Annotated in this window: 17 protein-coding genes; 13 read left to right on the top strand and 4 right to left on the bottom strand. The window is 68.8% G+C overall.

Annotated features, from left to right (window positions below; genetic code table 11):
• Positions 1-13: 13 nt before the first annotated feature.
• Positions 14-589: a uridine kinase gene (locus DEI91_RS08490; RefSeq protein ID WP_111051862.1), complete on the top strand. Its 576-nt coding sequence runs from the start codon at positions 14-16 to the stop codon at positions 587-589.
• Between the two features lie 46 nt (positions 590-635).
• Here DEI91_RS08490 and DEI91_RS08485 read toward each other — a convergent pair whose 3' ends face one another.
• Positions 636-1,322 (bottom strand): chloramphenicol acetyltransferase, encoded by a 687-nt coding sequence (locus DEI91_RS08485; protein ID WP_258374358.1) that lies wholly within the window; start codon positions 1,320-1,322, stop codon positions 636-638.
• Between the two features lie 87 nt (positions 1,323-1,409).
• On the opposite strand from DEI91_RS08485, the gene DEI91_RS08480 reads away from it, so the two are divergent.
• The 3 genes from DEI91_RS08480 to DEI91_RS16665 are packed head-to-tail and all read left to right on the top strand — an operon-like array spanning position 1,410 to position 2,635.
• Positions 1,410-1,961, top strand: coding sequence for a GNAT family N-acetyltransferase (locus DEI91_RS08480; RefSeq protein WP_220038062.1), 552 nt, complete (start codon positions 1,410-1,412; stop codon positions 1,959-1,961).
• A 34-nt stretch (positions 1,962-1,995) separates the two neighbouring features.
• Complete coding sequence (locus tag DEI91_RS08475; protein ID WP_146244236.1) at positions 1,996-2,475, top strand: hypothetical protein; 480 nt, start codon at positions 1,996-1,998, stop codon at positions 2,473-2,475.
• 37 nt (positions 2,476-2,512) lie between these two features.
• Positions 2,513-2,635, top strand: a complete 123-nt coding sequence (locus tag DEI91_RS16665; RefSeq protein ID WP_258374357.1) for a hypothetical protein — start codon at positions 2,513-2,515, stop codon at positions 2,633-2,635.
• A gap of 139 nt (positions 2,636-2,774) precedes the next feature.
• Here DEI91_RS16665 and DEI91_RS08470 read toward each other — a convergent pair whose 3' ends face one another.
• A complete protein-coding gene (locus tag DEI91_RS08470) occupies positions 2,775-3,212 on the bottom strand; it encodes a GNAT family N-acetyltransferase (RefSeq protein WP_111051860.1) in 438 nt (145 codons plus the stop codon).
• A 142-nt stretch (positions 3,213-3,354) separates the two neighbouring features.
• Positions 3,355-3,504, bottom strand: coding sequence for a hypothetical protein (locus DEI91_RS16250; protein ID WP_181439536.1), 150 nt, complete (start codon positions 3,502-3,504; stop codon positions 3,355-3,357).
• A 573-nt stretch (positions 3,505-4,077) separates the two neighbouring features.
• Between DEI91_RS16250 and DEI91_RS08465 the strand changes: the two genes are divergently transcribed.
• The 9 genes from DEI91_RS08465 (at position 4,078) to DEI91_RS08425 (ending at position 13,180) form a co-directional block, all read left to right on the top strand.
• Positions 4,078-4,842 (top strand): YebC/PmpR family DNA-binding transcriptional regulator, encoded by a 765-nt coding sequence (locus tag DEI91_RS08465; protein ID WP_110824935.1) that lies wholly within the window; start codon positions 4,078-4,080, stop codon positions 4,840-4,842.
• A 4-nt stretch (positions 4,843-4,846) separates the two neighbouring features.
• A complete protein-coding gene (gene ruvC, locus DEI91_RS08460) occupies positions 4,847-5,479 on the top strand; it encodes a crossover junction endodeoxyribonuclease RuvC (RefSeq protein WP_111051859.1) in 633 nt (210 codons plus the stop codon).
• Positions 5,476-6,096 carry a Holliday junction branch migration protein RuvA gene (gene ruvA / locus DEI91_RS08455; protein ID WP_111051858.1) on the top strand — a complete coding sequence of 207 codons (621 nt, stop codon included), beginning with the start codon at positions 5,476-5,478 and terminating at the stop codon, positions 6,094-6,096. The genes ruvC and ruvA overlap by 4 nt, the downstream gene beginning before the upstream one ends.
• Entirely contained in the window at positions 6,093-7,130 is a 1,038-nt protein-coding gene (ruvB, locus tag DEI91_RS08450) for a Holliday junction branch migration DNA helicase RuvB (RefSeq protein WP_111051857.1), read from the top strand. The genes ruvA and ruvB overlap by 4 nt, the downstream gene beginning before the upstream one ends.
• A 67-nt stretch (positions 7,131-7,197) precedes the next feature.
• Positions 7,198-7,584, top strand: a complete 387-nt coding sequence (gene yajC, locus DEI91_RS08445) for a preprotein translocase subunit YajC (RefSeq protein WP_111051856.1) — start codon at positions 7,198-7,200, stop codon at positions 7,582-7,584.
• 93 nt (positions 7,585-7,677) lie between these two features.
• A complete protein-coding gene (secD, locus tag DEI91_RS08440; protein WP_111051855.1) occupies positions 7,678-9,423 on the top strand; it encodes a protein translocase subunit SecD in 1,746 nt (581 codons plus the stop codon).
• Positions 9,423-10,421, top strand: coding sequence for a protein translocase subunit SecF (secF, locus tag DEI91_RS08435; protein ID WP_111051854.1), 999 nt, complete (start codon positions 9,423-9,425; stop codon positions 10,419-10,421). Before secD ends, secF begins: the two co-directional genes overlap by 1 nt.
• Positions 10,421-10,780: a rhodanese-like domain-containing protein gene (locus DEI91_RS08430; protein ID WP_111051853.1), complete on the top strand. Its 360-nt coding sequence runs from the start codon at positions 10,421-10,423 to the stop codon at positions 10,778-10,780. Before secF ends, DEI91_RS08430 begins: the two co-directional genes overlap by 1 nt.
• Positions 10,781-10,825: 45 nt before the next feature.
• Entirely contained in the window at positions 10,826-13,180 is a 2,355-nt protein-coding gene (locus DEI91_RS08425; protein ID WP_258374356.1) for a bifunctional (p)ppGpp synthetase/guanosine-3',5'-bis(diphosphate) 3'-pyrophosphohydrolase, read from the top strand.
• Here DEI91_RS08425 and DEI91_RS08420 read toward each other — a convergent pair.
• Positions 13,159-13,734, bottom strand: coding sequence for a type IV toxin-antitoxin system AbiEi family antitoxin (locus tag DEI91_RS08420; RefSeq protein ID WP_181439535.1), 576 nt, complete (start codon positions 13,732-13,734; stop codon positions 13,159-13,161). The two genes, DEI91_RS08425 and DEI91_RS08420, sit on opposite strands and share 22 nt — an antisense overlap.
• Between the last annotated feature and the right edge of the window lies 1 nt (position 13,735).

Below are 13,735 nucleotides of genomic sequence, written 5' to 3'. Positions count from 1 at the left end.
GTACCCTCGCCAGATGAACCAGGACGACGTTCTCGAGCACATCGTCGAGCGGGAGCGAGCTTCGGACCGGCCGTTGGTCGTCGGCATCTCCGGCTTCTGTGGGTCCGGCAAGTCGACGTTTGCGCGAGGCCTGGTCGCAGCGCTTCACGATGCAGCGCGTGTGCGCGGTGACGACTTCCTGGATCCCGCACGTTCACACCGCCGCTCCTTCGACTGGGACGGCGTGGATCGGAAGCGGCTGGTATCGACAGTGCTGCAACCGTTCCGAGAAGGACGCTCAAGCCACTTCCAGCGATACGACTGGGCGCGGCGAGCCCTCGGCCCTGAAGAGCCCCTGCCGCAGGCGAGAACTCTCGTCGTGGACCTCATCGGACTCTTCCACCCCGAGGCGCTGCCGACTCTCGACGTGACCATCTGGTGCGACGTCGACCTTGATACTGCCGCCCACCGTGGTGTCGCCCGAGACCGGAAGCTCGGCCGGAGTCACGAGGCTCTCTGGCGCGACATCTGGCTACCGAACGAACGAGACTTCGAGCAGCGCTTCACGCCCCGCGTCACCGCCGACCTGCTCCACACACCGTCTCGCTAGCCGGTCACCGCCTCGGGCCCTCGTAGTCGCTCCGATAGGGGGTCCGCTACTGAGACAGTGTCTGTTCCTTCTTCTGGTCGAGCCAGCTCAGATCGGCCGCGAGACCGGTCACCTCCGCGATGAGTCGGGAGATGTGGAAGCCGTCGACGGTCGCGTGGTTGCCTTGCACTGCCAGCGGCATGAGTGTCCTGCCGTCGCGCTGTTCGTACTTGCCGATGGTGAAGATCGGTGCCAGGTAGGTCCACGCGTCCTTGAGTTGCAGCTCGAGGCTGGTGAACGAGGTCCAGGGCAGGCTCGACACGTCGAACGTGTTCTCGGGGACTTCGCGTTGCGGGACGTACGAGGTCGAGTTCCGGTACTCGGTCAGGAGCGGCAGCGCGGTTTCGTGGAACACCGCGAAGTCAGGGTGGTACGCGGCCCAGACCGTGGAGAACGTCTCCGCCGTCGGGTTGAAGACCGTGAAGAACGGGTGGGTGACGTCCCAGACGGCGAGGTCGCCGGCAGCGTCTATCGTCATCCGGAATTCGTCGTGACGGTTGACGACCGTTGCGAGCATCCAGAGCTGTGCGATGTAGGTCTTCCGGTCGGAGGAGCGGAGGCGAGCGGCTAGCTCCGAGACGTCGACGTGCGCGGTCATCGACCAGAGGCAGGGGCCCTTCCGGGAGAAGTGTTCGAAGTGCTCGCGGCGGGGCCAGCGATCCATGTCGACCTTCGTCAGTCCCGCACTGTCCACCCTGCAACCGTAGGGGCGCCACGCCGGTCACGGCGCCTCCCGTACAACGATCGGCCACCGGACGCCGAGTGCTGGAACGATGAGCGCGTGACGTTTCACACCGTGACCGAGCATGACGTCGACCCCCTTCGTGCTTTCCTACGCGACGCCGACCTCACCCTTGCCGGTCTTGACGAGCCGACCGTTCACCTCTGGATCGAACAGGACGAAGCCGGGACAGTGATCGGCAGCACCGGCTTCGAGTTGAGCCGGGACGGCACCCACGCGCTGATCCGGAGCGTCGCCGTCGCGCCCGACCTTCGTGCGGCCGGTGCCGGCTCGCGCCTCGCCATGTTCGCACTCGTACAAGCGGCACAGGCGGGGGCATCGTGCGCTTGGCTGTTCTCGCGACGGTCGGGGCCGTTCTGGCAGAAGCTCGGCTTCACCAATGCCGACCGAGAACGCCTGGCCGCCCTGCTACCCGAGACGCAACAGGTACGCCTGTTCGTCGGAACCGGCCAGCTCGGCACCGAAGTCGCATGGTCACGCACCCTCACCGACCTGTCCCGATGGACGATGGACCAGCAGTTGCCGCGGAAACCAGGATCCGCCCTCCGCGACGAGAGGTCGGGCGACCTCGATTCCCGAGACTCGCGGTAGACGGATCGGGTTCGGCTCGGTTCCACTCGTGGGGATGAGGCAGCGAACGCGCATCGTGTTGGTTGCATCGATCGCGCTGCTAGCGATCGTCGGAGCCGCTGTAGGGGTGCGTGTCTGGTACGACACAAATCAGCGTGAGAAGACAGACGCAGCCTTCACCGCGATGCGCGTCGTTGATCAGCGCATCGATCTACGGAGCGTCATTCCGGAAGCGAGACGCACCGAGACCGGTGTCGCGGTCAGGCCCCTGGGCGCGGGGCCGGGTCCATCCATCGACTACGCATTCGAAGCAGCGGCGACGCCAGACTGGAAGGCGCGGGTCGGCAAGCGAATGGAGACGGCCGGATTCGGCGAAAACGGGGAGCCCTGGTTCACGCAGGTGGGCGACGAGCCCGTGTCCGTGACGATGTCCGGTGCGACCGCCGGAAGCGGCGGGTCAGTCTACTTGGTGATGTCCACTTCGAGAGATGGAGCGCTCACCCCCGACCGAGTTCGGGCACACGTCGGCCCGTAGCGGATGCGTCACCGGAGAACTTGCAAGACTCGCCGGCATGTCGCGCACCGGATTCGCGGAGCGGTTCCGCACGGTCTCTGGCGGCACGCCGCTGTCCTACCTGACGCACTGGCGATGGTCCTCGCTCAGCGCTCACTCTGCGACCCCGAAGTCCGCGTGAAGGCTCTCGCCACCGACCTCGGCTACGGCTCGGAAAGCGCATCCAGCAATGCATTCAAGCGCGAAGTCGGCCGATCGCCTCTCCTACCGCCGCCAGATAACGGCGTCTCCATAGCCGATCCCTCAGCGGGACGTCGGCATCACGCGTGTCGAAGCAGGTGGTGAGTCTCTGTGTCCTCAAAGCGGACGAAGCCGAGCCGCTCGTACAAGCGGCGGGCCGATGTGTTCATCTTGTGCACCTGCAGCAACGTCCCGCGGTGCGCCTTCGCAGCCTCTCCCAGAACCCATCTGAGACCGGCCGATCCGATGCCCTCGTTCTGATACTCAGGGCGCACCTCGATGAGTTCAAGCCAAAGGTCGTTTCCGCGGGCACCGAGATACAGGCCTCCGACTGGTTTCGCATCCTGCTCGATGACGTGCACGTCGTGGTCACCGACCAACGGAGCGAAGAAGCGCCCCTGTTGCTCTGGGTCCCAAGGGCCGTAAGCGGCTTCGACCAGCTCTTTGTGCGCGTCCTCGTGCAGTAGGAAGAGCCAGTCGTGATCGGCTTCGGTGGCTGGTCGAACGGTGATCCCCATCCGACGAGATCAGCGAAGGCTTCAGCCGGGGCTTGAGCCCGAACGGGTTGTCGTACCGATGACCGATCCTTCCTAGGGCAGGCGGTACTGAGGCCAGCAACAGCCGATCCCCTGGTGGAACGTGTATCAACGCCGACGAGGGTCAACCTCGTGAGCGCCGCACGATCCCCGATACGACGCAGGCGAGGCCGGCGATGAGCGCGATGAGCAGCACCACGAAGGCCGCCCCATGGATCGTCGGGTTGATGATCCACACAAGCAGCGCGAACGCGATCACGACGACGCCGATCACGACGAGACTTCAAGCAGACATGGGGCGAGTCAGTCATGACGGATGCCGTTCCGATAGCCGGTCGTCCACCGGATCACGGCTGGCGGCGACAACCGCGACAACTTGCCCGTGTCCTGCTTGACCTGGGGATTCCCGTATGACTGTCCCGCGAAGATGCCCGGTGAAGGGGCGCTGAACGCAACATCCTCACGAACCCGAGCAAGGGTGCGGCACTTCCAGTCGGGTGACGCCAGCGCGGGGACCAGATCGCTACGCGTCCCGCTCGAGCACGTTCCTGCCGAACGCCGTGTTCACCCCGCCAGCGACCGAGCGCGCACGGCACGCTGCTCCTGACTCGCCGGGAGACGACCCCTGACGAAGGCAGCACCGAGGAACGCGCTCCGGCGACGAGTCGTGTGCGAAGGAGACGAGTCACTCGCGCGGCGACAGGTACTCCGCTGCGCGGAACGGCCCGCATCGCGTCTCGCGGACCCGGAAGGCGAGCGCTCGCGCGACGCGGCGCGAGGCGGCGGTGATCCGTGCCTCTCGGATCGGTAGACTGGACCGGATTTTCGGCTAGACGCAAGGAGAACCGTGTCCGGGCATTCCAAGTGGGCAACGACCAAGCACAAGAAGGCGGTCATCGACCAGCGCCGTGCCAAGTCGTTCGCCAAGCTCATCAAGAACATCGAGGTCGCCGCGAAGATGGGCGGCGCCGACATGTCGGGCAACCCGACGCTGGTCGACGCGGTCCAGAAGGCCAAGAAGACCTCGGTGCCGAACGACAACATCGACCGCGCCGTCAAGCGTGGTGCCGGTCTCACCGGTGAGTCGATCGAGTACACGACGATCATGTACGAGGGCTACGGCCCGAACGGCGTCGCGCTGCTCATCGAGTGCCTCACCGACAACAAGAACCGCGCTGCGGCCGAGGTCCGGACCGCGATGTCCCGCAACGGTGGCACCATGGCCGACCCGGGCAGCGTCGCCTACAACTTCAACCGCAAGGGCGTCATCTCGGTCACGAAGACCGACGGGCTCTCGGAGGACGACGTCATGACGGCCGTGCTCGACGCGGGTGTCGAGGACGTCATCGACCAGGGCGGCGGCTTCGAGGTCATCACCGAGGCCTCCGACCTCGTCCAGGCGCGCACGGCCCTGCAGGACGCCGGGATCGACTACGACTCGGCCGACGCCGAGTTCGTCCCGAACCTCAAGGTCGAGGTCGACGCCGACACCGCTCGCAAGGTGTTCAAGCTCATCGACGCGCTCGAGGACTCCGACGACGTGCAGAACGTCTACGCGAACTTCGACGTGCCCGCGGACGTCCAGGCCGAGCTCGACGAGGACGAGGAATAAGCCAGTGCTCCGCGTGCTCGGGGTGGACCCCGGGCTCACCCGGTGCGGTGTCGGCGTGGTCGAGGTCACGCCCGACCGCCGTGCCCGCCTCGTGCACGTCACGGTCGTCCGCACCCCGGCGGACATGGCCCTGGAACTGCGGTTGCTCGCGATCGCGGAAGGCATCGCCGAGCAGATCGACGCGCACCGTCCTGATGCGGTCGCGGTCGAGCGTGTCTTCGCGCAGGCGAACGTACGGACCGTGATGGGCACCGCGCAGGCGTCCGGCCTCGCGCTGCACGCCGCCGCGGCGCGCGGCCTGCCCGTCGGGCTGCACACGCCGTCCGAGGTGAAGGCCGCCATCACCGGGTACGGCAACGCGGACAAACGGCAGGTGCAGGCGATGGTCGCGCGGGTCCTCGGTCTGGCCGAGGCGCCGAAGCCCGCTGACGCCGCCGACGCGCTCGCGCTGGCGGTGTGCCATGCCTGGAGGCTCGGCGCACCCGACGCGCCCAGCACCGGTACGCAGACGCTCACCCCGGCACAGCGCGCGTGGCGGGACGCGCAGGCGGGTGCGGCCGGCCGGAGCGCGGCGTCGCCGCTCGTGCGGAGCGGCGGTCCGAGGACGTCCGCGGTCCGCCCTAGGCTCGGGGCATGATCGCGAGTCTCCGTGGCACCTGCATCGACGTGGCCGGATCGACCGCGGTGGTCGAGGTCGGGGGAGTCGGGTACGCGGTGACCGTCACGCCGGCCCATGCCCTGACCATGCGACACGGCGCAGAGGTCTTCGTGCGCACGGCGCTCATCGTCCGCGACGACGCGTTCGAGCTGTTCGGCTTCGACTCGGTCGAGGCACTCCGCGTGTTCGACCTGCTCCGCAGCGTCTCCGGCGTCGGCCCGAAGTCCGCGCTCGGTGTCCTCGGGCAGATGACCGCGGCCCAGGTGGCGAACGCCGTGGCGAACGACGACGACGCCGCGTTCCGCAAGGTCTCCGGGATCGGACCGAAGACCGCCAAGCTCATCATCGTGGCACTCGCCGGCAAGCTCGCCGCGTTCGAGGCGCCGTCCGCCACGAGTGCGGCCGGCGCGGCCGCCGCCCACCCCGCGTCCGAGGACGTCGTCATCGCGCTCGTCGGGCTCGGCTGGCGCGAGGAGGCCGCGCGCTCGGCCGTCGACGACGCCGTCGCGAACGAGCCCGGCGTCGCCCAGATGGGGACGCAGGCGCTGCTCCGTGCCGCGCTCGGCACGCTCCGCCCCGCGGGGGCCGGCCGATGAGCGGCGGCATCACCGCCGCGGACGCCCAGTCGCCCGAGGAACTCGCGTTCGAGGGCGCGCTCCGCCCGAAGTCCCTCGACGAGTTCGTGGGGCAGCGCAAGGTCCGCGGACAGCTCGACCTGCTCCTCAAGGCCGCGGCGATGCAGGAGCGCACGCCCGACCACATCCTGATGGCCGGACCGCCCGGGCTCGGCAAGACGACGCTCGCGATGATCGTCGCGCACGAGTCGAACCGGCCGCTGCGCATGTCGAGCGGGCCGGCGATCCAGCACGCCGGCGACCTCGCCGCCGTCCTGTCGTCACTCATGCCCGGCGAGGTCCTGTTCATCGACGAGATCCACCGGATGGCCCGGTCGGCCGAGGAGATGCTCTACCTCGCGATGGAGGACTTCCGGATCGACGTCATGGTCGGGAAGGGCGCCGGCGCCACGAGCATCCCGCTCGACCTCGCGCCGTTCACCCTGGTCGGTGCGACCACCCGTGCCGGCCTCCTGCCGAACCCCTTGCGTGACCGGTTCGGCTTCACGGCGCACCTCGAGTTCTACGAGCGCGACGAGCTCGAGCAGGTCCTCATCCGTGCCGCCCACCTGCTCGAACTCGACTTCGACCGGTACGCCCTGCGGGAGATCGCCGGGCGCTCCCGTGGCACCCCGCGCATCGCGAACCGCCTGCTCCGGCGGGTGCGTGACTTCGCACTCGTGCACGGCACCCGGGACGGCATGGCCGCGGTGCAGGGCGCGCTCGACCTGTACGACGTCGACGAGTACGGTCTCGACCGGCTCGACCGCGCCGTGCTCGAGACGATGCTCACCCGGTTCGACGGCGGTCCGGTCGGCCTCAACACGCTCGCGGTGTCCGTCGGCGAGGAGTCCGAGACGATCGAGTCGGTCGTCGAACCGTTCCTCGTCCGGATCGGCCTCGTCACCCGGACCCCGCGCGGTCGCATCGCCAGCCCGCAGGCATGGCGCCACTTCGGACTCACGCCGGGCCAGGCCGCCGCACAACCCGGGTTGTTCGACGCCGACGGGGCGTGAAGTACCGTACATCTGCGTGCTCTAGACTGCTCGCGCCCGAGACCGCTCGACCGACCGGAGGGTCCCCATGGACCAGTACTTCCTCATCATCATCATCGTGGCGTTCGCGGCCTTCATGTTCTACAGCAGCCGCAAGCGCAAGAAGCAGCAGTCGGAGACCGCCAGCCAGATGGTCCCCGGTGCCCGCGTCATGCTCTCCTTCGGCCTCTACGGCACGCTCGTGTCCGTCGACGACGAGAAGGTCACCGCAGACGTCGAGATCGCACCGGGCACCGTCATCACGGTGCACCGCCAGACCCTGTCCCGCGTCGTGCCGGAGGAGACCGCCGAGCCCGTCGAGACGACCACCACGACCGAGCCGGCAGCCGACCACGTCACCGAGCTGAACGGCGAGCCGATCTACGGCGAGCGGGTCGAGGACGTCGACACCACGAAGCGCAAGACCGAAGACTGACAGACGACGCCGTCGGGACCGACCGACGGTGCGACACCATGGGCCCCGCGCGTTCCGACGCGCGGGGCTCACGACAGAAAGACGAGACGACCGGTGGCACGATCGACACCCGTCAAGAAGGCGCTCCGCTCGCTCACCTGGTTGGTGATCATCCTCGCGATCCTCGCCGGGCTGAACACCGCAGCGTCGATCCTCGCGAGCACGTCGAAGGACGCCTCCGACAAGTGGTACGACGGGGCCAGTTGGGTCCCGGAGCTGGCGCTCGACCTGCAGGGCGGCACCCAGATCACCCTCGCGGCCCAGAGCACCGAGGGATCCGCGGTCACCTCGGAGCAGCTGCAGCAGGCGGTGAACATCATCCGCCAGCGCATCGACGCGACCGGTGTCTCGGAGTCCGAGATCAACACGCAGGGCGCGAACAACATCGTCGTCTCGATCCCGGGCAAGCCCGACCAGGAGACCATCCAGCGGATCGAGGCAGCGGCGAAGCTGACGTTCCGCCCGGTCCTCTACACCGAGGCCGCGTCGGACAGCGCGGTCGGCGACGACGGCTCGGCGTCGGCGTCCCCGACGCCGTACTCGCCGCCCGCGTCGCTCCAGGCGACCCCCAGCGCGGAGCCGACCAACGGCAGCGACCTGGCCTGGGTGACGCCCAAGCTGCAGGACCTGTACACGAACTACAAGTGCTCCGCTCCGGACGACGTCACCGCCGCGCCGGACGACGAGCCGCTCGTGACGTGTGACGCCGACGGCACCGCGAAGTACATCCTCGGTCCGGTCGAGGTCTCCGGTGCGGACATCAGCAACGCCACCTCCGGCCTCGCCTCGAACTCGCAGGGCACGACGACCGGCGAATGGGCCGTCAACCTGACCTTCAACGGGGCCGGCACGAAGGACTTCGCCACCGTCACGAACCGCCTCGTCTCGCTCGCGCAGCCGCAGAACCAGTTCGCCATCGTCCTCGACGGCACGGTCATCACGGCCCCGTCGACGAACGCGGCGATCACGAACGGCAAGGCGCAGATCACCGGAGCCTTCACCGCGGACTCCTCGAAGACCCTCGCCGACCAGCTGAAGTACGGCGCGCTGCCGATCAACTTCCAGGTGCAGTCGAACGAGGTCATCTCGGCGACGCTCGGCACCGCGCAGCTCATCGGCGGTCTCGTCGCCGGCCTGATCGGTCTCGGCCTCGTCATCGTCTACTCGGTGATCCAGTACCGCGCGCTGGCCTTCGTCACGGTGCTGTCGCTCGGCGTCGCGGCAGCCCTGACCTACCTGGTCATCGCGATCATGTCGTGGCGGGTCGACTACCGGCTCTCGCTGGCGGGCGTCGCCGGTCTGATCGTCGCGATCGGCATCACGGCCGACTCCTTCATCGTCTACTTCGAGCGCATCCGCGACGAACTCCGTGACGGTCGGGCACTCGAGAGCGCGGTCGAGTCCGGCTGGAAGCGTGCCCTCCGCACGATCCTCGCCTCCGACTCGGTCAACTTCCTCGCCGCCGTCACGCTGTACGTGCTCGCGGTGAGCGACGTGAAGGGCTTCGCGTTCACGCTCCTCCTCACGACCCTCATCGACGTCGTCGTCGTGGCGCTCTTCACGCACCCGATGATGCAGCTCATCGCCCGCAGCCGGTTCTTCGGCGAGGGCCACCGGTTCAGCGGTCTCGACCCGGCCGCCCTCGGCGCCGTGTACCGCGGCCGCGCGCAGTTCCGCGCACCCATCGTCGACGGCAAGCGGCAGCGCAGCGCACGGGAGGCCGCCCGCCGGCAGACCATCGCCGAGCGCAAGGCATCCGGCAGCACGGGCAACGACACCGGCAACGGGAAGGACAGCTGATGGCGAGCTTCAGCCAGTTCGGTAGTGACCTCTACACGGGCAAGCGGTCCTACGACTTCGTGGGGCGACGGAAGACCTGGTACCTCATCGCGGTCGCCTGCATCGTGATCTCCCTCGCGGTGCCGTGGCTCCGTGGCGGGTACCAGCTCGGCATCGAGTTCACCGGCGGGTCGGAGTTCACGGTCTCGGACGTGCGGTCCACGGACCAGAGCATCGCCACCGAGACGGTCGAGAAGGTCGTCTCGGACGAGGCGCCCCGTGTCTCGCAGCTCGGGACCCACGGGATCCGGGTCCAGACCGGTCAGCTGACGAACGCGCAGACCGACGAGATCGCAGCAGACCTCGCCGCCGCGTACGACGTCCCGGAGTCCCAGGTGGCCGCGACCTTCATCGGGGCAACCTGGGGCGCGGACGTCCTCGCACAGGCGATCCGCGGCCTCGTCATCTTCCTCGCCCTGGCCGCGGTGTTCATGGCGCTCTACTTCCGCACGTGGAAGATGTCGCTCGCCGCGATGACCGCGCTCGTCCACGACCTGCTCATCACGGCGGGCGTGTACGGCATCGTCGGTCTCGAGGTCACCCCCGCGGCCGTCATCGGCTTCCTGACGATCCTCGGGTACTCGCTGTACGACACCGTCGTCGTCTTCGACAAGGTGCGCGAGAACACGGCGATCGAGTCGCACCGGACGTTCAAGCAGTCCGTCAACCTCGCGATCAACCAGACGCTCGTCCGGTCGATCAACACCTCGGTCGTGGCGCTGCTGCCGGTCGCGGCGATCCTGTTCATCGGGTCGTACGTCCTCGGTGCCGGCACGCTGCGGGACATCTCCCTCGCGCTCTTCATCGGCATCATCGTCGGGACGTACTCGACGATCTTCCTGGCGGCGCCGATGTACGCGCACCTCCGGGAGGGCGAGCCGAAGGTCGTGGCGAGCGATGCGAAGAAGGCACAGGCGGCCGCGAAGCAGCGTCCCGTCGAAGCCGGAGCCGACGCCTGATGGCCGCCCACGAGGTCGACGTCGCCGAGGCGCTGCAGCGGATCGACGACGGGGCACCCCTGATCGACGTGCGCGAGCAGGCCGAGTGGGACGACGTCCACGCACCCCAGGCGACGCTGCTCCCGATGTCCGAGCTGCAGGCGCGGTGGTCCGAGGTGCCCGCCGATGACGAGCGCCCCGCGGTCGTCGTCTGCCACAGCGGCTACCGCTCGGCCCAGGTCGTCGCGGCGCTCGAGCGTGCCGGTGTGCCGGCGGTCAGCCTCGCCGGCGGGATGGTGGCGTGGGAGCAGTCCGGCGCCCCGGTCGTGCGTCCGGGAGCGGGCGCCGCCGCTGACGGCGAACGTGGTCACGAGCACTGACCCGACGCGCGTAGTGTTGTCGGATCGAGTCCCGGGAGGCGCAGCATGACCGACACGCGTGAGTCCTCGCAGCCGGATGCCGGCGCTGCCTCCCGGCCTTCCGACGGCGCCCGGCCCGGTTCCGCACCGCGGCCGTCCAGCCCGCCGCTCGGGTCCACCACCACCGGCAACATCGGGTCGCTCCGGTCCCTGCTGCCGCGGCTGTTCTCCCGTGCCCAGCCCGCCGGCGCGGTCGACACCCTCATCCGCACCGTCCGGTCGCATCACCCGAAGGCGGACACGACCCTCATCGAGCGGGCGTACTCCGTGGCGGAGCGGGCGCACGACGGGCAGAAGCGCAAGTCGGGTGAGCCGTACATCACGCACCCCGTCGCGGTCGCGCAGATCCTCGCCGACCTGGGCATCGGCACGATCACGATCGCGGCCGCGCTGCTGCACGACACCGTCGAGGACACCGACTACCAGCTCGACCAGCTGCGCGAGGACTTCGGCGACGAGATCGCGATGCTCGTCGACGGCGTCACGAAGCTCGACAAGGTCAAGTACGGCGACAGCGCGCAGGCCGAGACCGTCCGCAAGATGGTCATCGCCATGTCGAAGGACATCCGCGTCCTGGTCATCAAGCTCGCCGACCGCCTGCACAACGCCCGGACCTGGGGCTTCGTCGAGTCCGCCTCCGCCACGCGGAAGGCGAAGGAGACCCTGGAGATCTACGCGCCGCTCGCGCACCGGCTCGGGATCCAGATGATCAAGCTGGAGCTCGAGGACCTGTCGTTCGCGGTCCTGCACCCGAAGCTCTACGTCGAGATCGACAGCCTGGTCAAGGAACGGCAGCCGAAGCGCGAGCAGTTCGTGCAGAACGTCACGGCCACGCTGAAGAAGGACCTCAAGGCCGCGAAGGTCCGCGGCGACGTCATGGGCCGCCCCAAGCAGTACTACTCGATCTACCAGAAGATGATCGTGCGCGGGCGCGAGTTCGACGAGATCTACGACCTGGTCGGGATCCGCGTGCTCGTACCGACCGTGCGCGACTGCTACGCGATGCTCGGCGCCGTGCACGCCCGATGGACCCCGCTGCCCGGCCGGTTCAAGGACTACATCGCGACGCCGAAGTTCAACCTGTACCAGTCGCTGCACACCACGGTCCTCGGACCGCAGGGTCGAGCGGTGGAGATCCAGATCCGCACGCACGAGATGCACCAGCGGGCCGAGTTCGGTGTCGCCGCGCACTGGAAGTACAAGCAGCGCGTCACCGGTCGTGACGCCGAGACCACCTCGCAGTCCGACCAGGACATGGCGTGGCTCGCGCACATCACCGACTGGCAGGCCGAGACGAGCGACCCGGCGGAGTTCCTCGACTCCCTGCGGTACGAGATCGGCGCCAAGGAGACTTACGTCTTCACGCCGCAGGGGAAGGTCATCGGTCTGCCGGCGGGCGCGACCCCGGTCGACTTCGCCTACGCCGTGCACACCGAGATCGGGCACCGCACGATGGGCGCCAAGGTTAACGGCCGGCTCGTCCCGCTCGAGAGCCAGCTGTCCAGCGGTGACGTCGTGGAGATCTTCACCTCGAAGAACCCGGATTCCGGCCCCAGCCAGGACTGGCTCACCTTCGTCCGGAGCCCGCGGGCACGGAACAAGATCAAGCAGTGGTTCACCAAGGAGCGCCGGGAAGAGGCGGTCGAACAGGGCCGTGACGCCATCGCCCGGGCGATGCGCAAGCAGAACCTGCCGCTCCAGCGCATCATGAGCCAGGACACCATCTCCGAGGTGGCGTCGGCGATGCGGTACGACGACGTGTCGGCGCTGTACGCGGCGGTCGGCGAGGGGCACGTCTCGAGCCAGTCGGTGATCGAGAAGGCGCTCGGCAGCATCCAGAACGAGACCGAGACGGACGAGCCGGAGCTCGCGTTCCCGCGGCACGTCACCAGTCGCCAGCTGCGCAACAGCGACAGCGGGGTGCTCGTCCGCGGCGCGCCCGACATCCTGGTCAAGCTCGCGAAGTGCTGCACGCCGGTCCCGGGAGACCAGATCGTCGGGTTCATCACCCGGGGGCAGGGCGTCTCGGTGCACCAGGCATCGTGCACGAACGTCAAGTCGCTCATGAACGAGCCCGATCGGATGATCGAGGTCGAGTGGGCGCCGTCGTCCAAGTCGGTGTTCCTCGTGCAGATCCAGATCGAAGCGCTCGACCGCTCGGGCCTGCTCAGCGACGTGACCCGCGTGCTGACGGACCACCACGTGAACATCCTGTCCGCCACGGTGTCGACGTCGTCGGACCGGCTCGCCCTGTCCCGCTTCGTCTTCGAGATGGGCGACACGACGCACCTGGACCGGGTGCTGAACGCGGTCCGCCGCATCGACGCCGTGTACGACGTCTACCGCGTCAGCGCGGGCTGACCGCCGTCGGCCTCGAGCCCGGCCTCGCGGAACCGCCGCTGCGCCTGCCGCCCCATCGGCAGCCGCCCGGACGCCGCCAGCAGGGTCGAGAGGTGCCGCGGGTCGACGAGCGACGTCGCGACCAGGCCGCGGACGGCGTCCGCGTCCGCCGGGCCGAAGCCGCGGCGGTCGCGGAGCAGGTCGAGGGCGGTCGCATCGGGGCCGAGGACCCGCACCCCTGCCAACAGGACGACGTCCGCCGGACGGAGCGCGATCTCCCGCACCCCGGCCCAGGCTCCGCGTCGGCGGGACCGCTCGCCGGCTGGGACGCAGCTGTCGTGGGGGAGCGGCGGCCGGGAGCACGCGCCCCAGATCCACGCGGCGGTCCGTCCCGCTGCGACGAGCGGCACACCGGAGACCGACCACGCGTAGGACGCCGCGCGCAGCGCCACGTCCTGGGGTTCGGCGACGGAGGCCCAGCACGCACCCACCGGGACGAGTTCCCCGGCGAGGACCGCTGCGTGCAACTCGGCTGCCGGCCAGTCGTCCGTCGTCACGAGGCGGGAGGAGGGCACA

Origin of the sequence: Curtobacterium sp. MCBD17_032, assembly GCF_003234855.1 — a bacterium.
Taxonomy (GTDB): Bacteria; Actinomycetota; Actinomycetes; order Actinomycetales; family Microbacteriaceae; genus Curtobacterium.
This window is presented reverse-complemented; position numbering and strand designations above follow the sequence as displayed.

Excerpts from the sequence above, each read along its gene's own strand:
- DEI91_RS08425 (WP_258374356.1), top strand. The coding sequence starts at position 10,826 with ATGACCGACACGCGTGAGTCCTCGCAGCCGGATGCCGGCGCTGCCTCC.
- DEI91_RS08475 (WP_146244236.1), top strand. The coding sequence starts at position 1,996 with ATGAGGCAGCGAACGCGCATCGTGTTGGTTGCATCGATCGCGCTGCTA.
- ruvA (WP_111051858.1), top strand. The coding sequence starts at position 5,476 with ATGATCGCGAGTCTCCGTGGCACCTGCATCGACGTGGCCGGATCGACC.
- DEI91_RS08490 (WP_111051862.1), top strand. The coding sequence starts at position 14 with ATGAACCAGGACGACGTTCTCGAGCACATCGTCGAGCGGGAGCGAGCT.
- yajC (WP_111051856.1), top strand. The coding sequence starts at position 7,198 with ATGGACCAGTACTTCCTCATCATCATCATCGTGGCGTTCGCGGCCTTC.
- ruvB (WP_111051857.1), top strand. The coding sequence starts at position 6,093 with ATGAGCGGCGGCATCACCGCCGCGGACGCCCAGTCGCCCGAGGAACTC.
- DEI91_RS08470 (WP_111051860.1), bottom strand. The coding sequence starts at position 3,212 with ATGGGGATCACCGTTCGACCAGCCACCGAAGCCGATCACGACTGGCTC.
- DEI91_RS16665 (WP_258374357.1), top strand. The coding sequence starts at position 2,513 with ATGTCGCGCACCGGATTCGCGGAGCGGTTCCGCACGGTCTCTGGCGGC.
- secF (WP_111051854.1), top strand. The coding sequence starts at position 9,423 with ATGGCGAGCTTCAGCCAGTTCGGTAGTGACCTCTACACGGGCAAGCGG.
- DEI91_RS08430 (WP_111051853.1), top strand. The coding sequence starts at position 10,421 with ATGGCCGCCCACGAGGTCGACGTCGCCGAGGCGCTGCAGCGGATCGAC.